The sequence below is a fragment of the Dickeya sp. MK7 genome (genome assembly GCF_000406305.1).
In the GTDB taxonomy this organism is placed as follows: domain Bacteria; phylum Pseudomonadota; class Gammaproteobacteria; order Enterobacterales; family Enterobacteriaceae; genus Dickeya; species Dickeya fangzhongdai.
In genome coordinates this window covers 904,646-930,299 of sequence record NZ_CM001984.1, presented here as the reverse complement: position 1 = coordinate 930,299, position 25,654 = coordinate 904,646, and the positions used below count along the sequence as shown (strand labels likewise).

The 25,654-nt window shown below is 58.1% G+C and carries 24 protein-coding genes and 1 pseudogene; 16 read left to right on the top strand and 9 right to left on the bottom strand.

Going from position 1 to position 25,654, the window contains the following annotated elements; all coding sequences use genetic code 11:
• Position 1 precedes the first annotated feature (1 nt).
• Complete coding sequence (locus DXXMK7_RS04240; protein WP_038918004.1) at positions 2-691, bottom strand: response regulator; 690 nt, start codon at positions 689-691, stop codon at positions 2-4.
• Between the two features lie 139 nt (positions 692-830).
• Here DXXMK7_RS04240 and DXXMK7_RS04235 point away from each other — a divergent pair, with 139 nt between their 5' ends.
• Together DXXMK7_RS04235 and DXXMK7_RS04230 are read left to right on the top strand one after the other, a co-directional pair.
• On the top strand, positions 831-1,616 hold the full coding sequence (locus DXXMK7_RS04235; protein ID WP_038918003.1) for a MipA/OmpV family protein: 786 nt from the start codon (positions 831-833) through the stop codon (positions 1,614-1,616).
• Between the two features lie 408 nt (positions 1,617-2,024).
• Entirely contained in the window at positions 2,025-3,134 is a 1,110-nt protein-coding gene (locus DXXMK7_RS04230) for an SDR family oxidoreductase (RefSeq protein WP_038918001.1), read from the top strand.
• Positions 3,135-3,536: 402 nt separating this feature from the next.
• Here the strand turns inward: DXXMK7_RS04230 and DXXMK7_RS04225 are convergent, their stop codons facing one another.
• Entirely contained in the window at positions 3,537-4,361 is an 825-nt protein-coding gene (locus DXXMK7_RS04225; protein ID WP_038918000.1) for a hypothetical protein, read from the bottom strand.
• A 279-nt stretch (positions 4,362-4,640) separates the two neighbouring features.
• Here DXXMK7_RS04225 and DXXMK7_RS04220 point away from each other — a divergent pair, with 279 nt between their 5' ends.
• Positions 4,641-5,369: a sulfite exporter TauE/SafE family protein gene (locus tag DXXMK7_RS04220; RefSeq protein WP_038917998.1), complete on the top strand. Its 729-nt coding sequence runs from the start codon at positions 4,641-4,643 to the stop codon at positions 5,367-5,369.
• Here DXXMK7_RS04220 and DXXMK7_RS04215 read toward each other — a convergent pair.
• From DXXMK7_RS04215 to DXXMK7_RS23010, 3 genes and pseudogenes are all read right to left on the bottom strand, one after another.
• Positions 5,366-5,830, bottom strand: a complete 465-nt coding sequence (locus DXXMK7_RS04215) for an NUDIX domain-containing protein (protein ID WP_038917997.1) — start codon at positions 5,828-5,830, stop codon at positions 5,366-5,368. The genes DXXMK7_RS04220 and DXXMK7_RS04215 overlap by 4 nt on opposite strands.
• 99 nt (positions 5,831-5,929) lie before the next feature.
• Positions 5,930-6,649 (bottom strand): LysR substrate-binding domain-containing protein, encoded by a 720-nt coding sequence (locus DXXMK7_RS04210; RefSeq protein ID WP_238555978.1) that lies wholly within the window; start codon positions 6,647-6,649, stop codon positions 5,930-5,932.
• A 39-nt stretch (positions 6,650-6,688) separates the two neighbouring features.
• A pseudogene (locus DXXMK7_RS23010) lies at positions 6,689-6,739 on the bottom strand (hypothetical protein); the annotation flags it as partial.
• 251 nt (positions 6,740-6,990) lie between these two features.
• On the opposite strand from DXXMK7_RS23010, the gene DXXMK7_RS04205 reads away from it, so the two are divergent.
• Positions 6,991-9,252, top strand: coding sequence for a molybdopterin-dependent oxidoreductase (locus DXXMK7_RS04205; RefSeq protein ID WP_038917996.1), 2,262 nt, complete (start codon positions 6,991-6,993; stop codon positions 9,250-9,252).
• A gap of 117 nt (positions 9,253-9,369) precedes the next feature.
• On the opposite strand, the gene DXXMK7_RS04200 is transcribed toward DXXMK7_RS04205, so the two are convergent.
• Positions 9,370-9,903: a TIGR00645 family protein gene (locus DXXMK7_RS04200; protein WP_038917995.1), complete on the bottom strand. Its 534-nt coding sequence runs from the start codon at positions 9,901-9,903 to the stop codon at positions 9,370-9,372.
• Positions 9,904-10,222: 319 nt separating this feature from the next.
• Here DXXMK7_RS04200 and DXXMK7_RS04195 point away from each other — a divergent pair, with 319 nt between their 5' ends.
• The 4 genes from DXXMK7_RS04195 (at position 10,223) to queF (ending at position 15,038) form a co-directional block, all read left to right on the top strand.
• Positions 10,223-11,953, top strand: a complete 1,731-nt coding sequence (locus DXXMK7_RS04195; protein ID WP_071605157.1) for a polysaccharide lyase family protein — start codon at positions 10,223-10,225, stop codon at positions 11,951-11,953.
• A 746-nt stretch (positions 11,954-12,699) separates the two neighbouring features.
• The gene (locus DXXMK7_RS04190) at positions 12,700-13,314 is read left to right on the top strand and encodes a helix-turn-helix transcriptional regulator (protein WP_038917994.1); all 615 of its coding nucleotides are present in this window, start codon (positions 12,700-12,702) and stop codon (positions 13,312-13,314) included.
• The gene (locus DXXMK7_RS04185) at positions 13,315-14,190 is read left to right on the top strand and encodes a queuosine precursor transporter (protein ID WP_038917993.1); all 876 of its coding nucleotides are present in this window, start codon (positions 13,315-13,317) and stop codon (positions 14,188-14,190) included.
• 5 nt (positions 14,191-14,195) lie between these two features.
• Positions 14,196-15,038: an NADPH-dependent 7-cyano-7-deazaguanine reductase QueF gene (gene queF / locus DXXMK7_RS04180; protein ID WP_038917992.1), complete on the top strand. Its 843-nt coding sequence runs from the start codon at positions 14,196-14,198 to the stop codon at positions 15,036-15,038.
• Positions 15,039-15,066: 28 nt separating this feature from the next.
• Here the strand turns inward: queF and DXXMK7_RS04175 are convergent, their stop codons facing one another.
• Positions 15,067-15,972 carry a LysR family transcriptional regulator gene (locus DXXMK7_RS04175; RefSeq protein WP_038917991.1) on the bottom strand — a complete coding sequence of 302 codons (906 nt, stop codon included), beginning with the start codon at positions 15,970-15,972 and terminating at the stop codon, positions 15,067-15,069.
• Positions 15,973-16,093: 121 nt separating this feature from the next.
• On the opposite strand from DXXMK7_RS04175, the gene DXXMK7_RS04170 reads away from it, so the two are divergent.
• Entirely contained in the window at positions 16,094-17,179 is a 1,086-nt protein-coding gene (locus DXXMK7_RS04170; RefSeq protein ID WP_038917989.1) for a tartrate dehydrogenase, read from the top strand.
• A gap of 203 nt (positions 17,180-17,382) precedes the next feature.
• On the opposite strand, the gene DXXMK7_RS04165 is transcribed toward DXXMK7_RS04170, so the two are convergent.
• Both DXXMK7_RS04165 and azuC read right to left on the bottom strand, forming a co-directional pair.
• The gene (locus DXXMK7_RS04165; RefSeq protein ID WP_231348842.1) at positions 17,383-18,093 is read right to left on the bottom strand and encodes a hypothetical protein; all 711 of its coding nucleotides are present in this window, start codon (positions 18,091-18,093) and stop codon (positions 17,383-17,385) included.
• Positions 18,094-18,354: 261 nt separating this feature from the next.
• Positions 18,355-18,432, bottom strand: a complete 78-nt coding sequence (gene azuC / locus DXXMK7_RS23250) for a stress response protein AzuC (protein ID WP_224063015.1) — start codon at positions 18,430-18,432, stop codon at positions 18,355-18,357.
• Positions 18,433-18,776: 344 nt separating this feature from the next.
• Here azuC and DXXMK7_RS04160 point away from each other — a divergent pair, with 344 nt between their 5' ends.
• The 7 genes from DXXMK7_RS04160 to DXXMK7_RS04130 all read left to right on the top strand — a co-directional run.
• A complete protein-coding gene (locus DXXMK7_RS04160) occupies positions 18,777-19,970 on the top strand; it encodes a multidrug efflux MFS transporter (RefSeq protein WP_038917987.1) in 1,194 nt (397 codons plus the stop codon).
• A 196-nt stretch (positions 19,971-20,166) separates the two neighbouring features.
• A complete protein-coding gene (locus tag DXXMK7_RS04155) occupies positions 20,167-21,456 on the top strand; it encodes an ABC transporter substrate-binding protein (protein ID WP_049842637.1) in 1,290 nt (429 codons plus the stop codon).
• Between the two features lie 205 nt (positions 21,457-21,661).
• Entirely contained in the window at positions 21,662-22,534 is an 873-nt protein-coding gene (locus DXXMK7_RS04150) for a carbohydrate ABC transporter permease (protein WP_038917986.1), read from the top strand.
• Positions 22,531-23,358: a carbohydrate ABC transporter permease gene (locus tag DXXMK7_RS04145; RefSeq protein WP_049842632.1), complete on the top strand. Its 828-nt coding sequence runs from the start codon at positions 22,531-22,533 to the stop codon at positions 23,356-23,358. Before DXXMK7_RS04150 ends, DXXMK7_RS04145 begins: the two co-directional genes overlap by 4 nt.
• Before the next feature lie 9 nt (positions 23,359-23,367).
• On the top strand, positions 23,368-24,474 hold the full coding sequence (locus DXXMK7_RS04140; protein WP_038917985.1) for an ABC transporter ATP-binding protein: 1,107 nt from the start codon (positions 23,368-23,370) through the stop codon (positions 24,472-24,474).
• Positions 24,464-25,231 carry an MBL fold metallo-hydrolase gene (locus DXXMK7_RS04135; protein WP_038917983.1) on the top strand — a complete coding sequence of 256 codons (768 nt, stop codon included), beginning with the start codon at positions 24,464-24,466 and terminating at the stop codon, positions 25,229-25,231. The genes DXXMK7_RS04140 and DXXMK7_RS04135 overlap by 11 nt, the downstream gene beginning before the upstream one ends.
• On the top strand, positions 25,224-25,654 hold a 431-nt coding region (locus tag DXXMK7_RS04130), incomplete at its 3' end, for a LacI family DNA-binding transcriptional regulator (RefSeq protein WP_038920806.1). The genes DXXMK7_RS04135 and DXXMK7_RS04130, both read left to right, overlap by 8 nt.

Below are 25,654 nucleotides of genomic sequence, written 5' to 3'. Positions count from 1 at the left end.
GCTAACGGAACCTGTAACCAAACGCGCGCACCGTCAGCAGCACCCCGCCAATGCCGACCGCCTCCAGCTTTTTGCGCAGATTATAAATATGGGTATCCACCACCCGCTCCAGCGCGTCGCTGTCCGGCAGACACGCCTCCAGCAACTCCTGGCGGGAAAACGCGCGGGTCTGGGCGCGCAGCAGGGTCGCCAGCAGGCTGAACTCCGTCGGCGTCAAGTCCAGCGGCTGGCGCTCGCCCTGCGCATCGGTCACGGAGGCGACCATCGCATCCTGATCCACCTCCAGCGTGCCGAAGGTCAACAAACGCCCGGCCGTCATCGCGCCGCAGGTGCGCCGCAATACCGCCTGCACGCGGGCTACTACTTCGCCGGGATGGTAGGGTTTGGTCACGTAATCGTCCGCGCCGTACCGCAGCGCGCCGATCTTATCGGTGTCGTCCCCCATAGCGGTGACCATAATCACCGGCACATCGCTTTTGCGACGCAGGGCGGCCAGCACTTCGGTGCCGTTCATTCCCGGCAGCATCACATCCAGCAAGATCAAATCCGGTTTCAGGCGCTGTGCCATATCCAGCCCGCTCAACCCATCTCCCGCCAGCAAAACCTGAAAATTGTCACGTTTCAGATAGGCTTCCAGCACGCTGGCAGCATCCGTGTCATCTTCGATTATCAGAATGCGTTTCGGACTCATCGTGGTTCTCTTGATAATTTCTTCATGATTTGCTGACAGTACATTGACGCTGATGCGTATACTAACCAGCTCTCGTACAGGGATGCACGAAAACGCCTGTTGCAGGCAACACATTTACCCGTCTAAGGAGTCAGTCAGGATGATAGTGCGACATATTCCCTTTTATATAGCTACTCTTTTCTTCGCCGGCAGCAACATCAGTTGGGCCGACGATGCCGCCCCCGGTCAACAGGATGGCGTCACCCTCGGCCTTGCCGCCCACAATGCGCCGCGCTACAGCGGCTCGGATGAACGCCGTTGGGATATGCTGCCGGTGATTCAGGCTCGTCAGGGCGCCTTCTTTTTCGACACCGCCAAAGGCGCGGGTTATGACCTGCAGTTCGGCCAGTTCTATCTTGAACACACGCTGGGTTATTCCATCGGTCGCACCGACAAGAAATCCTCTTTCCGCTCCGGCTCCGACAAACTGCGCGGCATGGGCGACATTGACGGCGTGTTGAACACCGCCGTGGCGCTGGGCTGGCAATTTACCGACCAGTTGTCGGTGGAAGCGAAGGCGATTCTGCCGCTGACCGACAGCCAGGGCGTGCAATACCAGACATCGCTGACCAGCATTCTGTTCCAGGACAAATCGGACACGCTGGGCGCTCAGGGCACGTTGCTGTTCGGCGACGCCCGCTATAACAACCTGTTTTACGGCGTCAACCAGCAGCAGAGCCAGAACTCCGGCTATCGCGTCTATCAAGCTGGAAGCGGTCTGTACGGTCAGTCCGTCTCGCTGTTCTGGACCCATCAGTTTGATCCGCACTGGGCCGCCACGCTCAGCGGCAGCTATACCCGCCTGAACGATAAAGCTTCGAACAGCCCCATCGTGTTTCGCGCCGATCAGGGCGAGGGGACGTTTGCCGTCACCTATACGTTCTAATCCAGTTCCTGTCGTCGCCGGTATCCGTGCGTGCAACGCTCCGGCGGCGATAGGCTATTGTGTTCTCTTCTTCTCACCGCCTTCGCACCTCCGCTTACCCGAAATGGCCGCCGCCGATGACCGGCGCGCAGAAACCGACGACACTCGCCCCCAGACATTGACACTCACGCCAGGTTTAATAATTTATCGATTGATTTCTTAATGCATATATAAATAATTGTAACAATGGTCAGGGACATTAATTAAAAAATAATGAAAAAGCTAAAAAAGCTAAACGGAACGACAACAAGATAAGAAAAGCCGGCCGGAAAATTGAAAACCGAAAACCCACTGAAATAGAATGTCGCCGCTGTATCTGAGCGCGATTCAGACGGCACCTCCCTATTACATAAAAATGGTATTAACATCATGAAAACAATACTCATCACCGGAGCAACAGGCTTCCTGGGCGGTGCTGTGATGGAAAAAGCGCTACAGGACGAGCGAATTGAAAATTTGTTTATGTTGGTCAGAGCCGAAAATAAACAGGACGGACTTAAACGAATCCTAAATAACTTGCGTAAATTTGATATTTCGGAATCATCATTATCTCGGTTGACGGAAGACAATATTATTGTCGGCGACTTGGCTGAACCTGAATCTTTTCTTCAACATCCGGCGCTGGACAGCGTCACCCATGTTATCAACAGCGCGGCAATCGCCTCATTTGGCAACAATCCGCTGATCTGGAAAGTGAACGTGGAAGGCACGCTGGCCTTTGCCAGACGCATGAGCCAGGTTAAATCGCTGCAAAAATTCATTCAGATCGGCACCGCGATGTCCTGCGTACCGGATCAGGACGAAGTGGTGGAGGAATCCGACCTGCTGGATACGGAAAAATCGCACATCGTCGAATACACCCTGTCCAAAGCCACCATCGAAAACCTGATGCGTGAGCACTGCCCGGCCATGCCGCTGCTGATTGTGCGCCCGTCGATCATCGTCGGCCATTCCCGTCTGGGCTGTAAGCCGTCCAGCAGCATCTACTGGGTGTTTGAGATGGCGATGAAGCTGCAGAGATTCATGTGCTCGCTTGACGATAAAATCGATGTTATCCCGGTGGACTTCTGCGCCGAAGCAATCCTGATGCTGCTGCACGCCGAGCAGGCGGTCGACGATATCTACCATATTTCCGCCGGCGAAGCCTCCAGCGTGAGTTTCAGCGAAGTGGATCTGGCGATGGCGCAGGCGGCGTCGCGCCCGCCGATGGGGGAGGCCTACCGCCAGGTGAGTTACCACGACCTGATCAAACTGCGCAGCAGCTTCAGCGAACTGTACGGCCCCTGCAACGAACGCCTGATGCTGCGCGCCATGCGTCTGTACGGCTCGTTCGCCCAGTTGAATGTCAAGTTCAGCAACCGCAAGCTGTTGCAACTGGGCATGAAAACTCCGCCGCGCTTTACCGAATATGTAGGCAAGTGCGTTGAAACCACTCGTCAATTCAGCGTACCTGAACTGATGACGGTGGATTTTAAATAACATCGTTCACCATTTGCCCCGTTATCACTACCGTAGATAGCACCACCGAAGATAGCGGGGCAAACAAACATGATGTCGAACCCTATCCTTACGTTTTACTGCCCATCACCGGTTTTATTGTCGGTTAATAAAGAAATGCCCTCCCGATAATAATTGGCACTGCGCCGATTCATCATATAAAAACATCGTTAATATAAAAAACAAATCAGCGTAACGAACGATGTTAACCAAAAAAGTTTCAATTATTTAATTTTAAAATAGATAACACGCTGCTTATAAAGCAGTTATTAAAAAAATCCGCAAAACAGAAATAACGTTTCAATGCATTCTCTTTTTAGCAAAAAATAAAAAAACGCCCCGCAATTTGCGGGGCGTCAATCGATATTATCAGGCGGCGTTATTTCATGCATCGCCGATAGGCTGGCGTGAGCCGGGGCAAACCAGCTGCCGGCTCTTGATATGGTACATCTCCAGATTGGGCCGCAGGAAAAACGCCATTTCCCACGGGTTCTTATTGATGAACGCGTGGCGGACATCTTCAAACAGCGGCGTTGCCGGGTCGATCAGGTAAGCATCGCCTTCAATCAGGGTGTAGTTCCATTCGATGGAACGTTCAAAGGTGTAGTGCGAACGCTCATCCATGGCGAAAAAGCAGTGCGGGTTACGTTTGAGCAGTTTGGATTTAAACGTTTCCGGGAAGGTAATCAGGAAAATATCGTCCTCCACCGAGGAGAGGAACGCCAACACCGTGGTGTGCGGCTGCTCTTCCGCCATCGTCACTAATACGCCGACCTTATTGGTAAAGTCTTTGCGTTCGGTATCCGGCAGCGCGGCCATCGGGGTAAACGGCACCGGTCGTTCCGGCCGGAGATCGGTCGGGAACACATAGCCCGGCTCGCGGACATCCACCACCGGCGTAAAACCATGCAATAGCTGGCACTCGCGCGGCGCCAGAATCACCCAGTCGTCATCCACTCCGACCACCCGCCCCTTGTATGAGGCGCGGTACACCGAAATATTGGCGTCAAACTCATCGACGCCGGTGCGATTGTCGAGATGCACCGTCGCCAGATCCCCCACCGCCAGATCATGCCCTTTGGGGAAAAACACCCGCAGGCTGTTGTCGGCGCGTGGATAAACACCACAGATATGAATTACCACATTTCCTTGTTGGTAACAGGCCAGCACCCCCAGCACCTGTTTGCCAAGATACGTCGTCAGACTCATGTTGCAGCACCTTGTTTATTATTCTCGTTACCGGATACGTCAGGCTGTGTGTAAAACCGCCACTGGCGTCGGCCGGCCGGATTTCGCCCGTCCGCCGCGCCTGCCGTTTCCACCCTATGCGAGCGGAAGATTGACTGTCAAGGCGTTTGCGGCCGTTGTCTCCGCATCGATAGATATGTGAATTTAACTCACATATTCGTGATTTTTTCGTCAGAGATATTCACCCATCACACAGGTATGCTCGCCTCAGAAAAACCAATCCACACAGCGAGGTCACCAGTGAGCTATATCCTGATTCTTCTTCTCGGCCTGTTCGCCGGCAGCGTCAGCGGCATCGTCGGCACCGGCGGCTCCATCATTCTGCTGCCCGCGCTGGCGTGGGCGTTCGGCCCGCAGGCGGCGGTACCGATCATGGCGATCGCCGCCACCATGAGCAACATTTCCAAAGTTATCCTGTGGCGCAATGCCATCAACCTGCGGGCGCTGGGCTGCTACTGTCTGCCCGGCATCCCGGCGTCGATAATCGGCGCCAGCCTGCTGTGGGCAATGCCGGTGCGCCTGTCCAGCCTGTGCATCGGTCTGTTTTTCCTGCTGCTGATCCCACTGCGCCATCTGGCCCGGCAACGCGCCTTCAGCCTGAATGATAGCCAGTTGGCGGTGGCGGGCGGCGTGGTCGGCTTCCTCACCGGCGTGGTGTTTTCCACCGGTCCGCTGACGTTGCCGCTGTTTGCCGGTTACGGCCTGCTGAAAGGCGCGTTGCTGGCGACCGAATCAGCCGCGTCGCTGGTGATATACCTGACCAAAGCCTCCACCTTCGGCGTGGTCGGCGCGCTGCCGCTGACGGTGTTGTGGGCCGGGCTGATGGTCGGGCTGACGCAGGTGGCCGGAGTGTACATCGGCAAGCGCTTCGTACTGCGCCTGTCCGACACCCTGTTCAACCGGCTGGTGGACGGCATGATGCTGATCGCCGGTCTGTCGCTGCTGTGGGAAACGCTGCCTGCGCACTAACGCGACGACGATGGTAATAACGGCAATGACAGAAAATAATCAAGGTATTCGCGGTACTCATCGCCCAGCGGCGGCAATGCCTGAAGATCAAAGAAACGCACATCCCGCGATTCGGTTTTATCCACCACGATATCGCCCTGCCAACTATGGGAAACATACAGGGCGGTAATCACGTAGATCTGATCCTGATTAGGCAAAGTAAAAAAGTGATCGGGACCGGAGAACACCTTCAGAAAATCAAGCGCGTGCAGTTGCAGCCCGGTTTCTTCACGCACTTCCCGAATCGCCGCCTCTTCCAGCGACTCGCCCAGTTCCAGCAGACCGCCGGGCAATCCCCAGACGCCCTCCAGCCGATGCTGCAGCAACACCTGTCGGCGCGCATTAAGCATAATCACGTTAGACCCGGCCAGCAGCAGCGGGCGATGCCCGATCAACTGACGCATTTCCTGCACATAATTCATAGTTACCGCCTCCTTAATTCAGTCATTTCGCCCCACGGTAACGCTGATGCATGACAGTTATGTGAGCCAGACATCAGCGTGGTCAGGCATCAGTGCCAGTCAGACACCGTCCGGTTTCGCCGCTTCTTCCAGCAGCCAGTGCTCAAAACGGTAATGCAGCCGGGTTTTCGCCAGCCCGGCCGGCGTCAGCAAATAGTAGGTACGCTCGGCGATGCGCAGATCCGGCAAGGGCGCCGCCAGCCGGCCTAGCGCCACATCGCGCGCCAGTAGCGGCAGCGGCCCCGGCCCGACGCCCAACCCGTCAATCAACGCGGCATACGTGACGTAGAAGTGATCAAAACGCAGCCAGTTGAGCGTGCCGGGATCGACCATCCCGCCCAGATCGAACAACTGCGGCCAGAAGCCAGGGCGGGTTTCAGTGTCGAGCAGCGTGTGGTTCGCCACCGCCGCCAGAGTGGCTATCGGCTGATGGGCCAGCAGCGACGGCGCGGCCAGCAAGGTGTAATGCTCCTGCATGAACGGCAGCGCACTAAAACGATCGCTGTTGAACACGCCAAGACGAATCACCAGATCAAAGCCACTGGTCATCGCCAGTTGCTGGGTGGTCGCGGTGTGAATCTGAATCAGCGTGCCGGGATTAGCCTGATAAAACGCCGGCAGCCGCGGCGCCAGCCAGCGCATGGTGAAGGTGGCGGGCGCGCTGATGCGCAGCACCTGAGTGGCTTCGCCGCGCCCGTAACGGCGGGCAGCTTCGTCCATCACCGCCAGCACGTCGTTCATCTCCTTGGCGAACGCCTGCGCATGCAGCGTCGGCACCATGCACTGACCGGCGCGCACAAACAGCGTCTGTCCCAGCCAGCTTTCCAGAATACGAATCTGGCGGCTGATGGCGCCGTGGGTGACATTCAGTTCTTCGGCGGCGGCGGTATAACTGCCCGCCCGGCAGGCGGCCAGAAAAAGCCCGCAACGCCGGCAGAGGAGGAAGTCGGTGCATGGTTCATCGTCTCCGTGGGTCGCTCACAGCACGACTGTATCACAGGGCGGCAGCGCCGCAGTTGCCCGATATAACACATATCCGATTGGCATAAGGGCCAACTGGTCTGTCCCGAAGCGGACTTGTATGATGACAAATAAATAACAGGCTATCTATCTGGAATGCTATGACAATCAGGCGCTATCCACACCTGGCCCACTGGGGCGCATTCACCGCGGTCGTCGAAGACGGCCGGCTTATCCGCTGCGAGCCGTTTGCGGGCGATCCGGATCCGTCGCCGATGCTCGACTCCATCGTGCCGCTGGTTTATTCCGACAAGCGTATCCGCAAACCGGCGGTGCGCCGTTCCTGGCTGGAGAAACGCGAAAACAGCGACCGCACGCTGCGCGGCAAGGAACCGTTCGTCGAGGTGGAGTGGGATCACGCGCTGGATCTGGTGGCGGAAGAAAACCGCCGCGTGCGCGACCGCTACGGCGCCGACGGCCTGTTCGCCGGCTCGTACGGCTGGTCGTCCGCCGGGCGTTTTCATCATGCCCGCTCGCAGGTGCGGCGTTTCTATTTCTCCGGCGGCGGCGCGGTGGACCAGACCGGCAACTACAGCTGGGGCGCGGCGCAATTCTTCCTGCCGTATGTGATCGGCACCTTCCATCCGCTGACCGGCAAAGTCACCGAGTGGCGCAGCGTGGCGGATCACTGCGAACTGTTCCTCGCTTTCGGCGGGCTGGCGCTGAAAAATGCGCAAGTGGCCTCCGGCGGCGCCGGGCATCACACGCTGAAACCGGCGCTGGAAAAACTGGTGGCGCGCGGCATCCCGGTGATCAACATCAGCCCGATGCGCGACGACTGCCCGGCGTTCGTCAACGCCGAGTGGATCCCGATTCGCCCCAATACCGACGTGGCGCTGATGCTGGCGCTGGGCTACCAGATCCAGCGGCTGGGCGCGGAGGATCACGATTTTCTCGATCGCCACTGCGTCGGTTACCCGCAGTTGCGCGACTACCTAAACGGCCGTACCGACGGTATCGCCAAGACCCCGGCCTGGGCCAGCGCCATCACCGGCATCCCGGCGGCGCGCATCGAAAAGCTGGCTCAGCAACTGATCGGCGTGCGCAGCTTTATTACCTGTTCCTATTCGGTGCAACGCGCACATCGCGGCGAGCAACCCTACTGGATGATGATCGCCCTTGCGTCGATGCTCGGCCAGGTCGGGCTGCCGGGCGGTGGTTTTTCCTTCGGCCACGGATCGATGAACAGCGTCGGCAATGAACGCATGACGTCGCCCGCCCCCGCTTCGCCGTCGGTCCCCAATCCCGGTCAGTCGATACCGGTGGCGCGCATCGCCGACATGCTGCTGCACCCCGGCGAACCGTACACCTTCTGCGGCGAGAACCGCACCTATCCCGATATCCACCTGATTCACTGGGCGGGCGGCAACCCGTTCCACCATCACCAGCAGCTCAACCGGCTGGTGGAGGGCTGGCGGCGGCCGGATACCGTCATCGTGCAGGACATCGTCTGGACCGCGGCGGCGCAGATGGCGGATATCGTGCTGCCCGCCACCACATCGCTGGAAAGAAACGATGTGGGCGGATCTTCGCGTGACCGGTTTGTGTTCGCCATGCATCAGGCGGTCGCGCCGCAGCATCAGGCTCGTAACGACTACGATATCTTCAGTGAACTGGCCCAGCGCCTGGGTTACGGCGACGCATTCACCCACGGCGGCCGTACCGAGCGGCAGTGGCTGGAATCGATGTACCTCGCCTGCCGGGAGCGTCAGGGGGCGGCGGGCGAGCCGTGGCCCGATTTTGACCGTTTCTGGCAACAGGGATATGTCGACGTTCCGATGGACGACCAGCCGTTCGTGTTTTTCGAAGAATTCCGCCGCGACCCGGCGCGTCATCCACTGAACACGCCCAGCGGCAGGATCGAGCTATTCAGCAGCACTATCGCCGACTACCGCTACCCGGATTTCGCTCCCCATCCGCAATGGCAACCACCGGTGGAATGGCTGGGCGCGACGGAGACGCAGCGCTGGCCGCTGCATTTTATCTCCATCCAGCCGGCCGATCGGCTGCACAGCCAACTCGGCTGCACGCCGCAGGTGGCCGCCAACAAAACCGCCGGTCACGAAACGCTGTACATGCATTCGCAAGACGCGGCCGCGCGCGGCATCCGCCACGGCGACCGGGTGGAAGTACGCAACGAGCGCGGGCGTATTTACGCCGGGGTGGACGTGACTGACGGCGTCACGCCGGGCGTGGTGGTCATGGCGACCGGCGCCTGGTTTGATCCGGGCTTCGGGCAGGCGCAATGGCACCCGGTGGAGCAATCCGGCAACGCCAACGTGCTGACCCGCGACATGGGCACCTCGCCGCTGACGCAGGGCCCCAACGCCATGAGCTGTCTGGTGGACGTGCTCGCCCTCTGACTTCTCCGCGCCTGACGGGCGAAAAAAAACGCCCCCGGCGGTCGGCCGGGGGCGTCGTTCACATCAGCAACGTAGGCTGTTATCAATGCTTATGGTTATCAATGCTTATGGTGAGATTTAATGCTTATCATGAGCCTTGTCGGCGCCGTGATGAGTATGATGTTCGTGGCGGGACAGCCAGTCCAGATAGCCCATCACAAAAGCGGACAGCACGAAAGTCAGGTGGATGATCACATACCACATCAGTTTGTTGTCCGGCACGTTCTTGGCATCCATAAACACCCGCAGCAGGTGGATGGATGAAATCGCCACGATCGATGCCGCCACTTTATTTTTCAGCGAGCTGGCGTCCATTTTGCCCAGCCAGTTCAGCTTCTCCTTGTGTTCGTCAATATCCAGCGCCGACACAAAGTTTTCATAGCCGGAAAACATCACCATCACCAGCAACCCGCCTACCAGCGTCATGTCCACCAGCGACAGCAAGGTCAAAATCAGGTCAGATTCGGCAATAGTAAAAATGTTCGGCAATACATGCCAGATCTCTTCAAAGAACTTGATGGCCAACGCCAGTAATCCCAGCGACAGCCCCAGATAAACCGGAGCCAACAGCCACCGTGCAGCGTACATCGTATTTTCCAGAAAACGTTCCATAGCGCCCATCAGGTACAGGTTTGAGAGAAATGCATAATAGCGAAAAACCGCATCGGGGTGTTATTCAATTGTTTATCAATATAGTGTGTTGATTTTTAAAAAAATTAACTCAGTTTCACCGAATTATGCCGTCAATAGCCCGAGTGCGACCCCGCCGCATCAGAAATCGACAAATATGATCCCGATCGCGCCGATCTTCACGCCGCTGCCACCTTCGGCCCGGAGATGACCATCCGACAAAGGAGCGGCGTTCACCGCCGCGCTAGGCTGTGTCCAGCAGGACACCCTATCAACACGACGATGACAACGGACGGCACACATGAATAAACCTCTGCAGATATGGCGTACCCCGCTACTGGCGCTGGCACTCGTGCTGCCGCTGACGGCGACGGGCGCGGTGAAACTGACGCTCGACGGCATGAACAGCACGCTGGATAACGGGCTGCTGAAAGTCCGCTTTGGCGCGGACGGCAGCGCCAAAGAAGTGTGGAAAGGCGGCACCAACCTGATTTCCCGTCTCTCCGGCGCGGCGCGCGATCCGGATAAAAACCGCAGCTTTTACCTCGACTACTACTCCGGCGGCGTCAACGAATTCGTGCCGGAACGGCTGGAGGTCATCAAACAGACGCCGGATCAGGTGCACCTGGCCTACATCGACGACCAGAACGGCAAACTGCGGCTGGAATATCACCTGATCATGACCAGCGGCGTCAGCGGCCTTTACAGCTATGTGGTGGCTGCCAACACCGGCTCAGCGCCGGTGACGGTCAGCGAGCTGCGTAACGTTTACCGTTTTGACGCCACCCGGCTGAACGCGCTGTTCAACAGCATCCAGCGCGGTACGCCGTTGCTGTACGATGAACTGGAACAGTTGCCGAAGGTGCAGGATGAAACCTGGCGACTGCCGGACGGCAGCGTCTACTCTAAATACGATTTCGCCGGTTATCAGCGTGAAAGCCGCTACTGGGGCGTGATGGGCAACGGTTACGGCGCCTGGATGGTGCCCGCCAGCGGCGAATATTACTCGGGCGACGCGCTGAAGCAGGAACTGCTGGTGCATCAGGACGCGATTATCCTGAACTATCTTACCGGCTCGCATTTCGGCACCCCGGATATGGTGGCGCAGCCGGGTTTTGCAAAACTCTACGGTCCGTGGTTGCTGTACATCAACCAGGGTAGCGATCGGGAACTGGTGGCGGACGTCAGCCGCCGGGCCGAACATGAACGCGCCAGTTGGCCTTACCGCTGGCTGGACGATGCCCGCTATCCGCGCCAGCGCGCTACCGTCAGCGGTCGCCTGCGCACCGATGCGCCTCACGCCACGGTGGTGCTGAGCAGCAGCACGGAAAACTTCGACATTCAGACCACCGGTTACCTGTTCACCGCCCGTACCAATCGGGACGGCCGTTTCAGCCTGCGCAATGTGCCGCCGGGCGAATACCGGCTGTCGGCCTACGCCGATGGCGGCACGCAAATCGGCCTGCTGGCGCAGCAGACCGTGAAGGTGGAAGGCAAGAAAACCCGGCTCGGTCAAATTGACGCCGCGCGTCCCGCGCCGCTGGCGTGGGCTATCGGTCAGGCCGACCGCCGGGCCGACGAGTTCCGCTTCGGCGATCGCCCGCGCCTTTATCGCTGGCAAACCGAGGTGCCGGCCAACCTGACCTTCGAGATCGGCAAAAGCCGTGAACGCAAGGACTGGTACTACGCCCAGACCCAGCCCGGCAGTTGGCACATTCTGTTCAACACCCGCGCGCCCGAGCAGCCTTACACCCTGAATATCGCCATCGCCGCCGCCAGCAACAGCGGAATGACTACGCCAGCCAGTTCGCCGCAGCTGGCGGTGAAACTCAACGGTCAGTTGCTGACGACGCTGAAGTACGACAACGACAAGGCCATTTATAGGGGCGCGATGCAAAGCGGCCGCTACCATGAAGCGCACATACCGCTGCCCGCGGGCGCGCTGCAGCCGGGCGGCAACCGCATCACGCTGGAGCTGCTGGGCGGCATGGTGATGTACGACGCCATCACGCTGACGGAAACGCCACAATAACCGCCCAACGATAATCACGCCTCGTTCCGCGCCAGCATCAGGTCGGCGCGGAATTTCCCGTTGTTCTTTATGCCGATATACCGAATGCCGCTATTCATACCAAGAGCGGAGTGCCGAATCGGGCTGGTCGGGTTATGCGGTGGTCATCAAGGGGGAGAAATAGCCAGCGCCATTGCTGGGCGGCAGTTGGATAAAGCCGGTTACAACCCACTACAGCCAGCGATGTGACCGGAAGTACGATTGATTTGGCTGGAGGCTAACGGCCTCAGAAACGCCAACGCTGCGTCAAAGCGCAGCGTCGTCGGCGTGTGTCATCGATAATGACGCTCCCTTATTTTCTCACCTCTCTGCTAAGCGTCCGTTCTGGGTTCCCTGGTGTCGGATAGATGGCAGTCTGCGTCAGCGACGTCAGAAACAACCAATTAGTTTGTTAACTATATCTTATGTTTATAGTAAATTATCTGTATCACTCAGATTAATTAATTTTTCTAAACGTTATAGCAATAAAAACAGTCAAGTCAACAGATTAATGGACATTTTATGATCTTTAGTGTCTATTTTTAATGGCGCTATTACAACAACCACCAATTAATTGAATAAGTTCACACTACCCTGCCCGTTTTTTCCGTCCTAAATGCCCGCTACGCGCCGTGGTTGCCGATTTTTTTCTTTTCGGCGGGATAGGTGAACGTAAGGCTTTATCGTAAGATGAACCTGTCTGAGAACTGACCTGAGAAGGGATGACCATGAAAACAACGAATGCTCAGCGCAAAACTAATATCATTAAAAATATTGAATATCTGATGCGTACCCGAGGCGAAACCAAAGCCTCTTTTTCTAACCGTACCGGGGTAACGCGTACCACTATCTACAAAATTCTTGAAGGTAGGGTAAACAAGGTTCAGCAATCCACCATCAATCGCATTTCCGATTTCTTCGGCGTGTCCTGTGAGGAAATCGAAGATTACGATCTGGAAAAGGTCGAGCGCCTGAACAATACCGTTTCTTTTGAAGGCAACAAAAACCCGGCGGCGATTCCCATCATTCCGCAGTCGCAACTGTTGTTGGCACGGCAGCACAAGATTGGTCAGTTATCGGTTCAGTATCCGTTGACCTATTTCTTCGGAGAAGAAGCCAACATGGTGGCGGTACAGATCGAGTCGCCGATTGGCGACGCCTTCTCCCCCGGCGCGCTGCTCATCATCCGACGGCCGCCTGCGCTGGTGCCGAATACGCCGATACTCTGTCACTCTCCTGCTACGGGATTTTTTGTCGACATCCCGGATTCGCCGGACATGGCGGACAGAAAACGCCCCGAGGACTCAGTCCTGCTGGGATATATCATAGAGGAAAGGATATAAATGGATGCAAACAGGAAATTCAAGCTGCTGGGGTTCAACCACAGCGGCGAATTATCAGCTAATATCATGGTGTTATCGACCGGCAAGATGATCCACATGGATCTCAAGGAACTGGTCGACAGTGAAATCTCCGATGATCTGAGCCGGCACGAACTCAACGCTCTGTACAAAAAACTCTATTCCGGCAAAGACATCACCACCGCCTACGACATCAGCGACAGAAACGAACGATCCTGGCTGGCGTACCTCATCATTACCGCCGCGCTTTGCGTCATCTATATTTTTTCCACCGTCAGCGGCGTCAAACCGATCTTCATTCCGGCGCTGAATCTGGTGGTACCGCCTGCCGTTTTCGTCTACCCGCTGACCTTTATTCTGGTGGATATCCTGAATGAATTTTATGGGCTGCGGCTGGCGCGCCGCACCATCCTCATCGCATTTTTCTTCCATCTGGCGTTTGTGCTCGGGCTGTGGGTCACCAGCCTGATCCCCGGCCTGCCGGAATGGGAATACGGCAAGACCTACAGCGGCATTGTGGAAAGCATGATGGCGGTGCTGGTGGCCTCATCGCTGGCCTACCTGATCTCCGAAAACATCAACGCCTGGGTGCTGCACAAAATCAAGATCCTGACCAAGTCCCGCTACCTGTTTATCCGCGTGATCACCAGCACGGTCACCGCCTCCGCCGTCGACAGTGTGATTTTCTGCACCATCGCGTTTTATAATGTGCTGAGTTTTGACGTGATCCGCACCATGATCCTGTCGCAATTTCTGATCAAAGTGGTCTATGCGGTGTTGGGCGTCGGCCCTATTTACGGTACCCGCAGGCTGTTCAGAAAATACATTCATGCCGTACCCGTACCAGCAAGGAACTGAGCGATATGCATATTACAGAAAACGATAGCATTACCCATCTGGGGGTGCGCTCCAGCTACCCGGACAAATACGACCCGGCGCTGCTGGAAGCGCTGCCGCGCGCTCGTGGGCGCGATCTGGTCGGTCTGACCGGGCCGGACCTGCCGTTTGACGGCTACGATCTGTGGACCGCCTTCGAGCTGTCGTGGCTCAATCACAAGGGAAAGCCGCTGGTGGGCATCGCCGAATTCATCATCCCGGCCAGTTCGGAAAACCTGATCGAGTCCAAATCGTTCAAGCTGTACCTTAACAGCTTCAACCAGACCCGCTTTCGCGATATCGGCGAAGTGCACGCCACCTTGATCAAGGATCTGTCCGCCGCCGCCAACGGCGACGTCAAGGTCACCCTGTATCCGGGCCTGACCGGTTATCCGGCGCAGATCGATACCCTGCCCGGCATCAACATTGACGAGCTGGACATCGAAGTGAACGATTACGGCTTCAATCCGGATTATCTGCAGCACGCGGTACGCGACAACGCGCCTCTGGTTGCGGAAACCCTGTGCTCCAACCTGTTGAAATCCAACTGTCTGGTCACCTACCAGCCGGACTGGGGCAGCGTGGTGATCAAGTACGAAGGCCGGCAAATCGACCGGGAAGCGCTGCTGCGTTACCTGATCTCGTTCCGCCAGCACAACGAATTCCACGAACAGTGCGTCGAGCGTATCTTCAATGACCTCAAACGCTACTGCCGGCCGGAAAAACTGACCGTGTTCGCCCGCTATACCCGCCGCGGCGGCCTGGACATCAACCCGTTCCGCAGCGATTTCGAAACCGAAGCCGCTACCGGCCGCCTGGTGCGCCAATAGTCCCTTTCGCCTCCCCGTCGGGGAGGCGCTAGCGGTTTTCCGCTTCCCCTTGCGGCAGTTGCTGTTTCAGCCAGGCGATAAACGCCGAAATGCGTGCCGGCACATGCCGACGCTGCTGGTAGACCGCGTAAATGTCCGCTTCCGGCATGATGTAATCCGGCAACAGCGCCACTAATTCACCACTGGCCAGCCAGGGGCGCACATCCCACAGCGAACGCAGGATAATGCCATGCCCGTCCAGCGCGTAGCGCATGATCACCTCGCCGTCGTTGGCGGAAAGATTGCCGAAAGCGCGATGGGTAAACTCGCGGCCATCGCGGTAGAAACGCCATAGGCCGTAATCACTCTCATACTGACGCAACACCAGACAGTTGTGCCCGGCCAGATCCGCCACCGTCTGTGGCGTACCGTAGCGCGTCAAATACGCCGGCGCGGCGCACAGCATGCGCGGATTTTCCATCAACCGATGCGCCACCAGCCGCGAGTCCGGCGGCACGCCGAAGCGAATATCGATATCCACGCCGGCGTCCAGCATGTTGAGCGGCTGACTGGTGAGCTGTAGCTGCACTTCCAGCTCGCCGTGCTGGCGGGCGAAAGCGGAAATCAGCGGCGCGATATGGCGACGGCCGAAACCGAACGACGCGTTGACGGTCAACCGCCCGCGCAGCGTGAGCTGGTTGCGGCGTACCTGACTTTCCAGTTCCTCGATTTCATGCAGAATCGGCAACGCGCCGTCGGCGTACAACTGCCCCTCCGGCGTCAAATCCAGCCGCCGGGTGGTACGCCTGATCAACTGAACTCCCAGCCGTTGCTCCAGTTGCGTCAAGCGTTTGCTGACGGCCGGCAGCGACAGCCCGCTCTCGCGCGCCACCGCCGTCAGGCTGCCGAGCGCGGCGATGCGGCTGAAGAACAGCAAATCGTCGATTGCACTCATTCATTCTTCTCTTTTATTCAACAATGCCTTTACCGGAAGCGAAATTGTTTACATCGAACAGAGTAAATACACTCTCTGTTACCCAAGTGCAATCGATCAGAAAAACCGTTCAGGAGTTGCCATGTCTCAACCGCGTTACCGCATTGCCGTCATCCCCGGCGACGGCATCGGCAAAGAAGTGATGCCGGAAGGGGTACGGGTGATCGCCCGCGCCGCCGAACTGTTTGATATCCAACTGGAGTGGGAATGGTTTGATTTCGCCAGCGCCGATTACTACCGCCAGCACGGCAAGATGATGCCGGACAACTGGTTCTCACTGCTGAAGGGCTTCGACGCGATTTACTTCGGCGCGGTCGGCTGGCCGGACATCGTGCCGGATCACGTGTCGCTGTGGCAATCGCTGCTGCTGTTCCGCCGTGAATTCGACCAATACGTCAACCTGCGCCCCTGCCGCCTGATGCCGGGCGTGAAAGCGCCGCTGGCCGGGCGTCAACCCGGTGATATCGACTTCTACATCGTGCGCGAAAACACCGAAGGCGAGTATTCCAGCGTGGGTGGCGCCATGTTTGCCGGCACCGAGCGCGAAGTGGTGATTCAGGAAACGGTGATGACCCGCGTCGGCGTCGATCGCATCCTTAAATTCGCCTACGAGCTGGCGATGAAACGCCCGAAAAAGCATCTGACCTCAGCCACCAAATCCAACGGCATCGCCATCACCATGCCGTACTGGGACAGCCGCGTCGCCGAAATGGGCACGCGCTATCCGGAGGTAAAGGTGGACAAATATCACATCGATATTCTTACCGCCAACTTCGTGCTGCACCCGGACTGGTTTGACGTGGTGGTCGCCAGCAACCTGTTCGGCGATATTCTGTCCGACCTCGGCCCGGCCTGTACCGGTACCATCGGCATCGCGCCGTCGGCCAACATCAATCCGGATCGCACCTTCCCCAGCCTGTTTGAACCGGTACACGGCTCAGCGCCGGATATCGCCGGCAAAGGCATCGCCAACCCGATCGGCCAAATCTGGTGCGGGGCGATGATGCTGGAGCACCTCGGCCATGACGACGCCGGCGCGGCGGTGCTCAGCGCCATTGAACGCGTGCTGGAACAGGGGCCGGAAAAGGCGCCGCTGACGCGGGATCTCGGCGGCAGCGGCAATACGACCGCGCTGGGTGAGGCGATAGCGCAGGCGCTGAGTCGTTAAGGCTATGATTTGTTAATACTATGATTTGTTAATACTATGATTCGTTCGGGCTATGATTCGCGAAAACGATGAGTCGTTACACACGTGAGTTGAAATAAAACCGACGAAGCAAAAAACAAGGACATGAAAAAGGCCGCTGTCATAGCGGCCTTGAGACTACCACAAGGTAGACGCTGCAAGTTTTTGCGCAGGTTGAAGTTGCATCAGACTGCTGATTCATCTCGTTTGCGTTCAGCCACCAGCACTACCCCTTTCCGTGATTCATTTGGAGCAAGACTCCAGATATCACTCTCTGGGATGCTACGGCCGTCGTATCGGATCCGTTCACCGTCATACGGCCAGAAAGCACGTTGTTCTGAGTCGAATACAAACACATCAATACCAATCTCTTTACGTGCCATACGCGCCCACAGTGCTTTCCCTCCAGGGAATTGAAGGTTATCACTAACCAGCACAATGCCGTCGTTAATGAGCGCCTTATACATGGCGCTGGCGACATTGGCGTTTCGTTCACGCTTAGTGACAATCACGCCTTCAACCTGGGCAGGATGGGTATTCACCGGTTGCAGATTCTCGTAATAACCGATGACAGCCAAAATAGTTTCGGTTTCGTCGTCGCTGTTACGGGATTTCAGGTCAATCTTTGCTACCACAACATGCCGTAAATCACCATCAACGTCATCTGGTTCGCCATATATAGCCACGGCATGGTGCCGATCACTGTGAATATAAATATCCACGGCACGACCGTTCACACTCGTTTCGCCAATTTTCCGGTATTCCCGCGCCACAGTGGCAGGGCTATATGACATTGGAAGAATCGCCATATCAAAACTCCCGCTATCGTTGAGGACTGGTGACATTGTAAGCATAGCCTGTTGTACTTTGTTGGGATTGATAATATCAAGAATCATGTGTATTTATTAGCCAATTCAAACAATAGTACCCGGTTTAAAACAAATAGTACCCGGTTTAAACAATAGTACCCGGTTTAAACAATAGTACCCGGCCCATCATTGCCGTCGCTGACTCTACGCGGTTGAACTCCTCTTCCAGCCCTAACGGAGGGAATAACCCAAGAAATTACACCCCGCCAAGTATGTTCATACCTGACGAAAAACAAGAAGGCCGCTGTTATAGCGGCCTTCTTATTAATTTTGATCTGCTCAGGGCAATTAATGCATGGCACCCGGCGGGATGTCTTTGTAAGCATTGATGTAAGCGACCAGAAGTTTTTTCAGGAATTTACGCACGTCGATCACCTTGGTTAATGAATGATTTGTGAACTTTCTGGTAAAAGATTGTACGTTTTGTTGAATTCGGACGCAACACTTTTGTGATTCAAATCACAAAAAATTCAGAATAGCGTTTTGCTTTCCCAATCCAGCCGGATAACACGCCCCGTTCAACTGGCTGAATTAACATCATGTCCTTGCAACCAAAAACACCTCAATGACCGGGGTTGGATTATTCTTTGATATATAAAATTATTTCCCGGCTAAGACAAAAGCGGCCATACTAGCGATGTCGCGTAATTCAGCGTGGCACTGGCGCGGGAGCGACCCGGCCTTTCACTGACGACGTAAAAACCTGCCCTATGGAAACCTGGAAACTCAACCTTTTCTCCGCCTGGCTGGGATGTTTTTTTACCGGCATGGCCATGAGCCAGATACTGCCGTTCCTGCCGCTCTACATCGAACATCTGGGCGTGAGCGATCACACCGCGCTCAATCTCTGGTCCGGGCTGGTATTCAGCTCCTCGTTTCTGATTTCGGCGATTGTCGCGCCGCTGTGGGGCAGCCTGGCCGACCGCAAAGGCCGTAAGTTGATGCTGCTGCGCGCCGCGCTCGGCATGTCGCTGGTCATGGGGCTGCAGGGCATGGCCACCAACGTCTGGCAACTGTTTATTCTGCGCGCGCTGATGGGGCTGACCTCCGGCTACATTCCCAACGCTATGGCGCTGATTGCCTCGCAAGTGCCGCGCAGCCGCAGCGGCTGGGCGCTCGGTACGCTGTCCACCGGGCAGGTGGCGGGGGTGCTGATCGGTCCGCTGCTCGGCGGCTTCATGGCCGATACCATCGGTCTGCGCATGGTGTTTTTCGTCACCTCCGCCATGCTGTTTATCTGCTTTCTCATTACGTTGTTCGCCATCCGTGAAAACGCCATTACCGTCAGCAAAAAAGCGCAGCTCAGCGGCCGGGCGGTGTTCGCCTCGCTGCCTTATCCGCTGCTGATTGTCAGCCTGTGCTTCACCACCATGATGATCCAGATGGCGAACGGTTCCATCAGTCCGATACTGACGCTGTTTATCCGCGACCTCTCTCCCGACATCGAAAACATCGCGTTTATCAGCGGCGTCATCGCCGCCGTGCCCGGCGTCTCTGCGCTGTTGTCCGCGCCGCGCCTCGGACGCCTCGGCGATCGCATCGGCTCTCAAAGAGTGCTGATCGTGGCGCTGTTTCTGTGCGCGCTGCTGTTCTTCCTGATGTCGGCGGTGCAAAGTTCGGTCCAGCTCGGCATCCTGCGCTTCGCGCTGGGTTTCGCCGACGGCGCGCTGATGCCGGCGGTGCAGGCGCTGCTGGTGAAATACAGTAGCCAGCAGGTGACCGGGCGTATTTTTGGTTATAACCAATCCTGCATGTATCTCGGCAACGTGGTCGGGCCGCTGCTCGGCTCCACCGTTTCCGCCACACTGGGTTACCGCTGGGTGTTCCTGGTCACCGCGCTGCTGGTGCTGATTAACGGCATCCAGTTGATGGTGAGCTTTGCCCGCATGCCGAAGAAAGGCTGACATCATCACGGAAGCCGGTATCCGGCTTCCGGTTGTCACCCCGCATCTTGGATTGTTCATCCTGCCTTCATGTTTCTGTCATCCTCGTCGCCAAAGATAGCGCCTGTGCAAACGTATGCACTCCTGACAAAAGGCGCTCACTATGTTTGGCAAAAGAACAATGTTTGGCAAAAGAACAATGTTTAGTAAAAAAACAATGTTTGGCAAAAACACGTTTAGCCAAAAACCGTTTGGCAACACCACTCTGACAGCAAAATCGCACAGCAAGAAAACCCTTTCCCGCCTGCTGCTCGCCGCCGGTCTGGCGTGCAGCATGGCGTCGCAGGCCGCCGATCTGGTGATCGCCGGGCGCGATGACGTTTACGGCAAGGCGCTCGACAGCACGCTGGCCCGTTTTCAGCAACAACATCCCGGCAAGCAGATCGAACTGCTGAAGCTGCCTTACGCCAACCTGTATGAAAAACTGGTGATTTCCCTGCGGGAAAACGCCTCGGCCTACGACTTGATGTTGATGGACGACAGCTGGAGCCCGGAATTCGCCGGTAACGGCTGGATCCAGCCGCTGCCGGACAGCCTGCAAAGCAGCGACTTCATTCCGGCGGTGCTGAACGTTTCGCGCGTGCCGGAAAACGGCGGTCCGGTCTATAGCCTGCCGGTGGTCGGCAACGTGGCGATGTTCGCCTACCGTCAGGACCTGTTCGACAAGCACCAGCTCAAGGCGCCCGCCAGCTGGGATGCGGTGCTGAGCGATGCCAAAACCCTGCAACAGCAGGAACCAAGCGTCTCCGGCGTGGTGTTCCGCGGCATGAAGGGCAACCCGATTGTTTCCGGCTTTATGCCGATGCTGTGGGCCTACGGCGGCAACGTGATCACTAACGGCAAAGCGTCGCTGGATTCTCCGCAGGCGTTGCAGGCGCTCAACACCCTCAAGGCGCTGAAGGCATTCGCCCCCACCGGGGTAGAGGTGTACAACGCCGCCGACGTGCGTCAGGCGATGGAACAGGGTAAAGCGGCAATGGCGATCGAAGTGTGGCCGGCCTGGGCGTCCACGCTGGACGACGCCGCCAAATCCAAAGTGGTCGGCAACATGACGCTACAACCGGCGCCGGGGCAGAACGCCGGTCCGTCGCCGATGCTCGGCATCTGGCAAATGGCAGTCGCCAAAAACAGCCAGCACAGCGAACTGGCGCAGCAATTCCTGAGCTACCTGACCAGCGCCGAAAACCAGAAAGCGCTGGCGCTGGAACTGGGTCTGCCGCCGACGCGCCGCAGCGTGTATCAGGATGCGCAGGTAGTGCAGAAGTACCGCTGGTACCCGGCGCAACTGGCCGCGCTGGAAGCCGGCAAAGCGCGTCCGCGCATCCGCAACTGGCAGGAAGTGGAAAGCATTCTCGGCGACTACCTGCAACTGGCGCTGATGGATCAGATGCCGGCGCAGGTAGCGTTGCAGCAGGCCAATCAGAAGATCGCGCAGGTACTGAAGTAACCAGTATTACATTAGAACCTTCCCAATAGGCGTCATTGACGCAGCCAGTTTGGACACGGGAAGCGCGCAGAACCCGGAGCGTACACGCAGTACGTGAGGCGTTCGAGCACTGCCCGGGTTCAAAATGGCAAGTAAAATAGCCCTATTGGGATAGGTTCTTAACCGCTGTCGGGCGGGCCACGGCCCGCTCATTCAAGGACATCCCATGCATTTTGACTCCCGCTGGCAACGTTGGCTGCTGCTGATGCCCGCCGCCGCGCTACTGTTGCTGCTGACGCTCTATCCCATCGGCCAGATGCTGCTTTACTCCTTCAGCAAGGTGGATTACGCCGCTGCCAGCCGCAGTTGGGTCGGGCTGGAAAACTACCGTCAGTTGTTCGCCGACTGGTTCTTCACCACCAGCCTGAAAAACACCCTGCTGTTCTCGTTCGGCAGTTCGCTGTTACAGGTGCTGCTGGGGCTGGCGCTGGCGTTGTTGCTGTATCGCCATTTTCCCGGCCGCCAGTGGGTGCTGAGCCTGCTCATCTACCCGATGATGATCTCCACGCTGGTGTGCTCGGCTATCTGGCGCGTCTGGTTTCATTACGATTTCGGCCTGCTCAACAACTGCCTGACCGCGCTGGGCCTGATGCCGCAGCCGTGGCTGTCCAGCCCGCATCTGGCGTTGTGGTCGTTGATGCTGGTGGATATCTGGCAGTGGACGCCGATGGCCTGCCTAATCATCCTTGCCGGGTTGCAGGCGATTCCCAAAGACGTGCTGGAAGCCGCGCAAAGCGACGGCGCCAACGGCTGGAAACGGCTGTGGTACGTCACGCTGCCGCTGATCCGCCAGCCGGTCATGCTGGCGCTGCTGCTGCGTTCCATCGACACCTTCAAGCTGTTCGACAAAGTGTACGCCCTGACCGGCGGCGGCCCCGGTTACGCCACCGAAACCCTGTCGCTCTATATCTATCAGCAGGGCTTCAAGTTCTTCAATCTGGGACTCGCCAGCGCCGGCGCGGTGATCATGCTGCTGTTCGCCGCGGCAATGAGTCTGGTCTACGCCTGGCAACTGATGCGCGGAGGGAAAACCGCATGAGACTCCCCTACTGGCTGATGGCGCTACGTGCGCTGGCGCTGACCGTCGCGCTGCTGTTTTTTACCCTGCCGATCCTGTGGATGGTGGCGGCGGCGTTTAAGTCCACCGCTGAATTCTCCAGCCTGAGCAGCCCGTTCTGGCCGCAACAGTGGACGCTCACTCACCTGAAAAGCCTGCTGAATAACGGCGTCGGCGAGCGGCTGTTTAATACCTTGTGGGTGGCCGCCGGCGCTACCGCGTTATCGCTGCTGACCGGGTTTCTGGCCGCCTACACGCTGGCGCGCCACCGCTTTCCGGCGCGGCTCGACAGCCTGTTCCTGCTGCTGGTGCTGCTGATCAAGATGATGCCGCCGATGGTGGTGGCGATCCCGCTCTATTCGCTGCTCAAATCGCTGCACCTGCTCAACAGCCTGACCGGGCTGATGCTGGCTTATCAGGTTTACACCTTGCCGTTCTGCATCTGGATGCTGCTCAGTTTTATCCGCGACGTGCCGCTGTCGCTGGAAGAAGCCGCGGCGATGGACGGCGCCGGGCTATGGCGGCGGCTGCGCTACATCGTGCTGCCGGTGTGCGCCCCCGGTCTGGTCGCCACGGCGATCTTCACCCTGATCATGGCGTGGAACGAATTTCTGTTCGCTCTGCTGTACCTGCAAACCCCGCAGCAGTTCACGCTGCCGCTGTTTATCGCCAACTTCATGACCGAGAACCAGATCTACTGGGGAGAACTGATGAGCATCGGGCTGCTGTCTTCGCTGCCGGTGCTGCTGGTGGCGGGCTTTGTTCAACGTTATTTGCTGCGCGGCTTTGCCGTCAGCCAGAAATAGGACTCGCAGATGAGTGAATTACGGTTACATCAGGTCGCCAAGCGTTACGGTCGCCAGCCGGTGCTGCACGGCATCGATCTGCATATCCGGCAGGGAGAACTGGTGGTGTTCGTCGGCCCGTCCGGCTGCGGTAAATCAACCCTGCTGCGTACCATCGCCGGGCTGGAACAGCAGGACAGCGGCCAGATCCTGCTGGGCGATGAGGACATTTCGCGCCAGCCGCCGGGCCAGCGGGAAATGGCGATGGTGTTTCAGTCCTACGCGCTCTACCCGCACATGACCGTGGCGGAAAACATGGGTTTCGCGCTGAAAATGGCCGGCGAACGGCGTCAGGCGATTGAAGAGAAAGTGGCGCAGGTGGCGGAGATGCTGCAACTGACGCCGTTGCTGCACCGTAAACCCGGCGCGCTCTCCGGCGGCCAGCGTCAGCGGGTGGCGATTGGCCGCGCTATCGTGCGTAAACCGCGCCTGTTTCTGTTTGACGAACCGCTGTCCAATCTGGACGCCAAACTCCGCACTCACACCCGGGTGCAACTGAAAGCGTTGCATCAGCAACTGGCCGCCACCATGATTTACGTCACCCACGACCAGGTGGAAGCGATGACGCTGGCCGACCGCATCGTGGTGCTGCATGAGGGCCGCATTGCCCAGGTGGGGACGCCGGAGGAGCTGTACCACCAGCCCGCCACTACCTTCGTCGCCGGGTTTATCGGCACGCCGGAAATGAACTTTTTCCCGTTGCCGCCAAGTCAAATGCCGTCGCACGATCAAATACCGTCGTCTGATCAAATGCTGTCGCCGTGGCTGCAACGGCTGGCGCGTGATGAACGCGCCGCCACCCTCGGCATTCGCCCGGACGCCTTTGAAGTCACCGAAGGCATCCCGACCTTTAAGGTCGATTTGGTGGAAAATCTGGGCGCGCAGTATCACCTGCACGGCCACTTCATCCACGAACCCTGTCTGACGCTGGTGGTGGAAGGTCGCCACCCGGCGCGCATCGGCCAGGAGCTGGCGTTGCAGGTTGCGCCGGAACGTTGTCACTGGTTTGACGCGGCCGGTCAGCGTTTGCCGCAGCCCCCGCTTCCCGTCGGGCAGGAGAGCCAGCATGGAGCTTGAGATTCTCGGCAGCGGCGAAGCCTATGACAGCCAACGGGTCAACGCCGCGATACGGGTCAGCGAAGACGGATTCCAGTTGCTGGTGGATTGCGGCCCGACCGTACCGCAGGCGCTGTGGCAGCGCCAAACCGCGCCGGACGACATTCACGCCATCTACATTACCCATGCTCATCCCGACCACGCGCTCGGCCTGACCACCTGGCTTAACTGGTGTGAATCCTGCGGGCGTACCGCGCCGCTGACGATTATCGCGCCGCGTCAGCAACTGCCGCAGTTGCAGCGTCTGGCGGATTTCGCCTTCTGGCCCGCCGGCCGGCCGCTGTTTACCCTGAGTTGGCAGAACGGCGAAGACCTGATCGAACTGGGGCCGTGGCGCTGCCAGACCGCGCCGACCCGCCACTCGGTGCCCAACCGTTCCTTGTGGCTCGACGGCGAACAGGGGTCGCTGTTTTACAGCGGCGACGGTCAGTTGACGCCCGCGGGCGCCGCGTTACTGGCACGCTCGGATCTGGCGCTGGTGGAGTGTTTTTCGCCGCAGGCGGCGGACAATGCCTACCACGGCAACTGGCCGCAGGTGCAGACGCTGGCGCGTAAGCCGGGCGCGCCGTTGGGTCTGTACCACGTGCAGCAGTCGCAAAAAGCGGCGCTGCAACAAGTTATCGCCGCCTCGCCCGGCGTGTTTTTGCCGGAGCAGGGCGACCGTGCGCAATGCCGCAACGGGCGCTGGCACGTCATCAGGGGAGCAGAGCATGAATAAGAAACGCATCACCTCGATTGATGTCGCCCGCTGCGCCGGCGTTTCGCCATCAGCGGTATCACGCACCTATTCCGCCCCGGGCAAGGTCAGCCAGGCGACCCGCTCACGAGTGCTGGCGGCGGCGAATGAACTGGGCTATCGCCCCAATGCGCTGGCGCGGGCGCTGGTCAACTCTGGACGGCAGGGCTCCGGCATCGTGGCGGTGGTGATGGGCGAATTCGACAACCCGTTCCAGCCCTGGCTGTTCGGCCTGCTGACGCAGGCGTTGCAACAACACGGACTGGTGCCGATGCTGGTCAGCGTCACCGAACAGTGCGACATCCGCGCCCGGCTGCAGCAGGCGCAGTCGTGGCAGGTGGAAGCGGCGATCATCTCCGCCGGCAGCCTGTCGCGGGAAGCCACCGGACGCTGTCTGGAACTGTC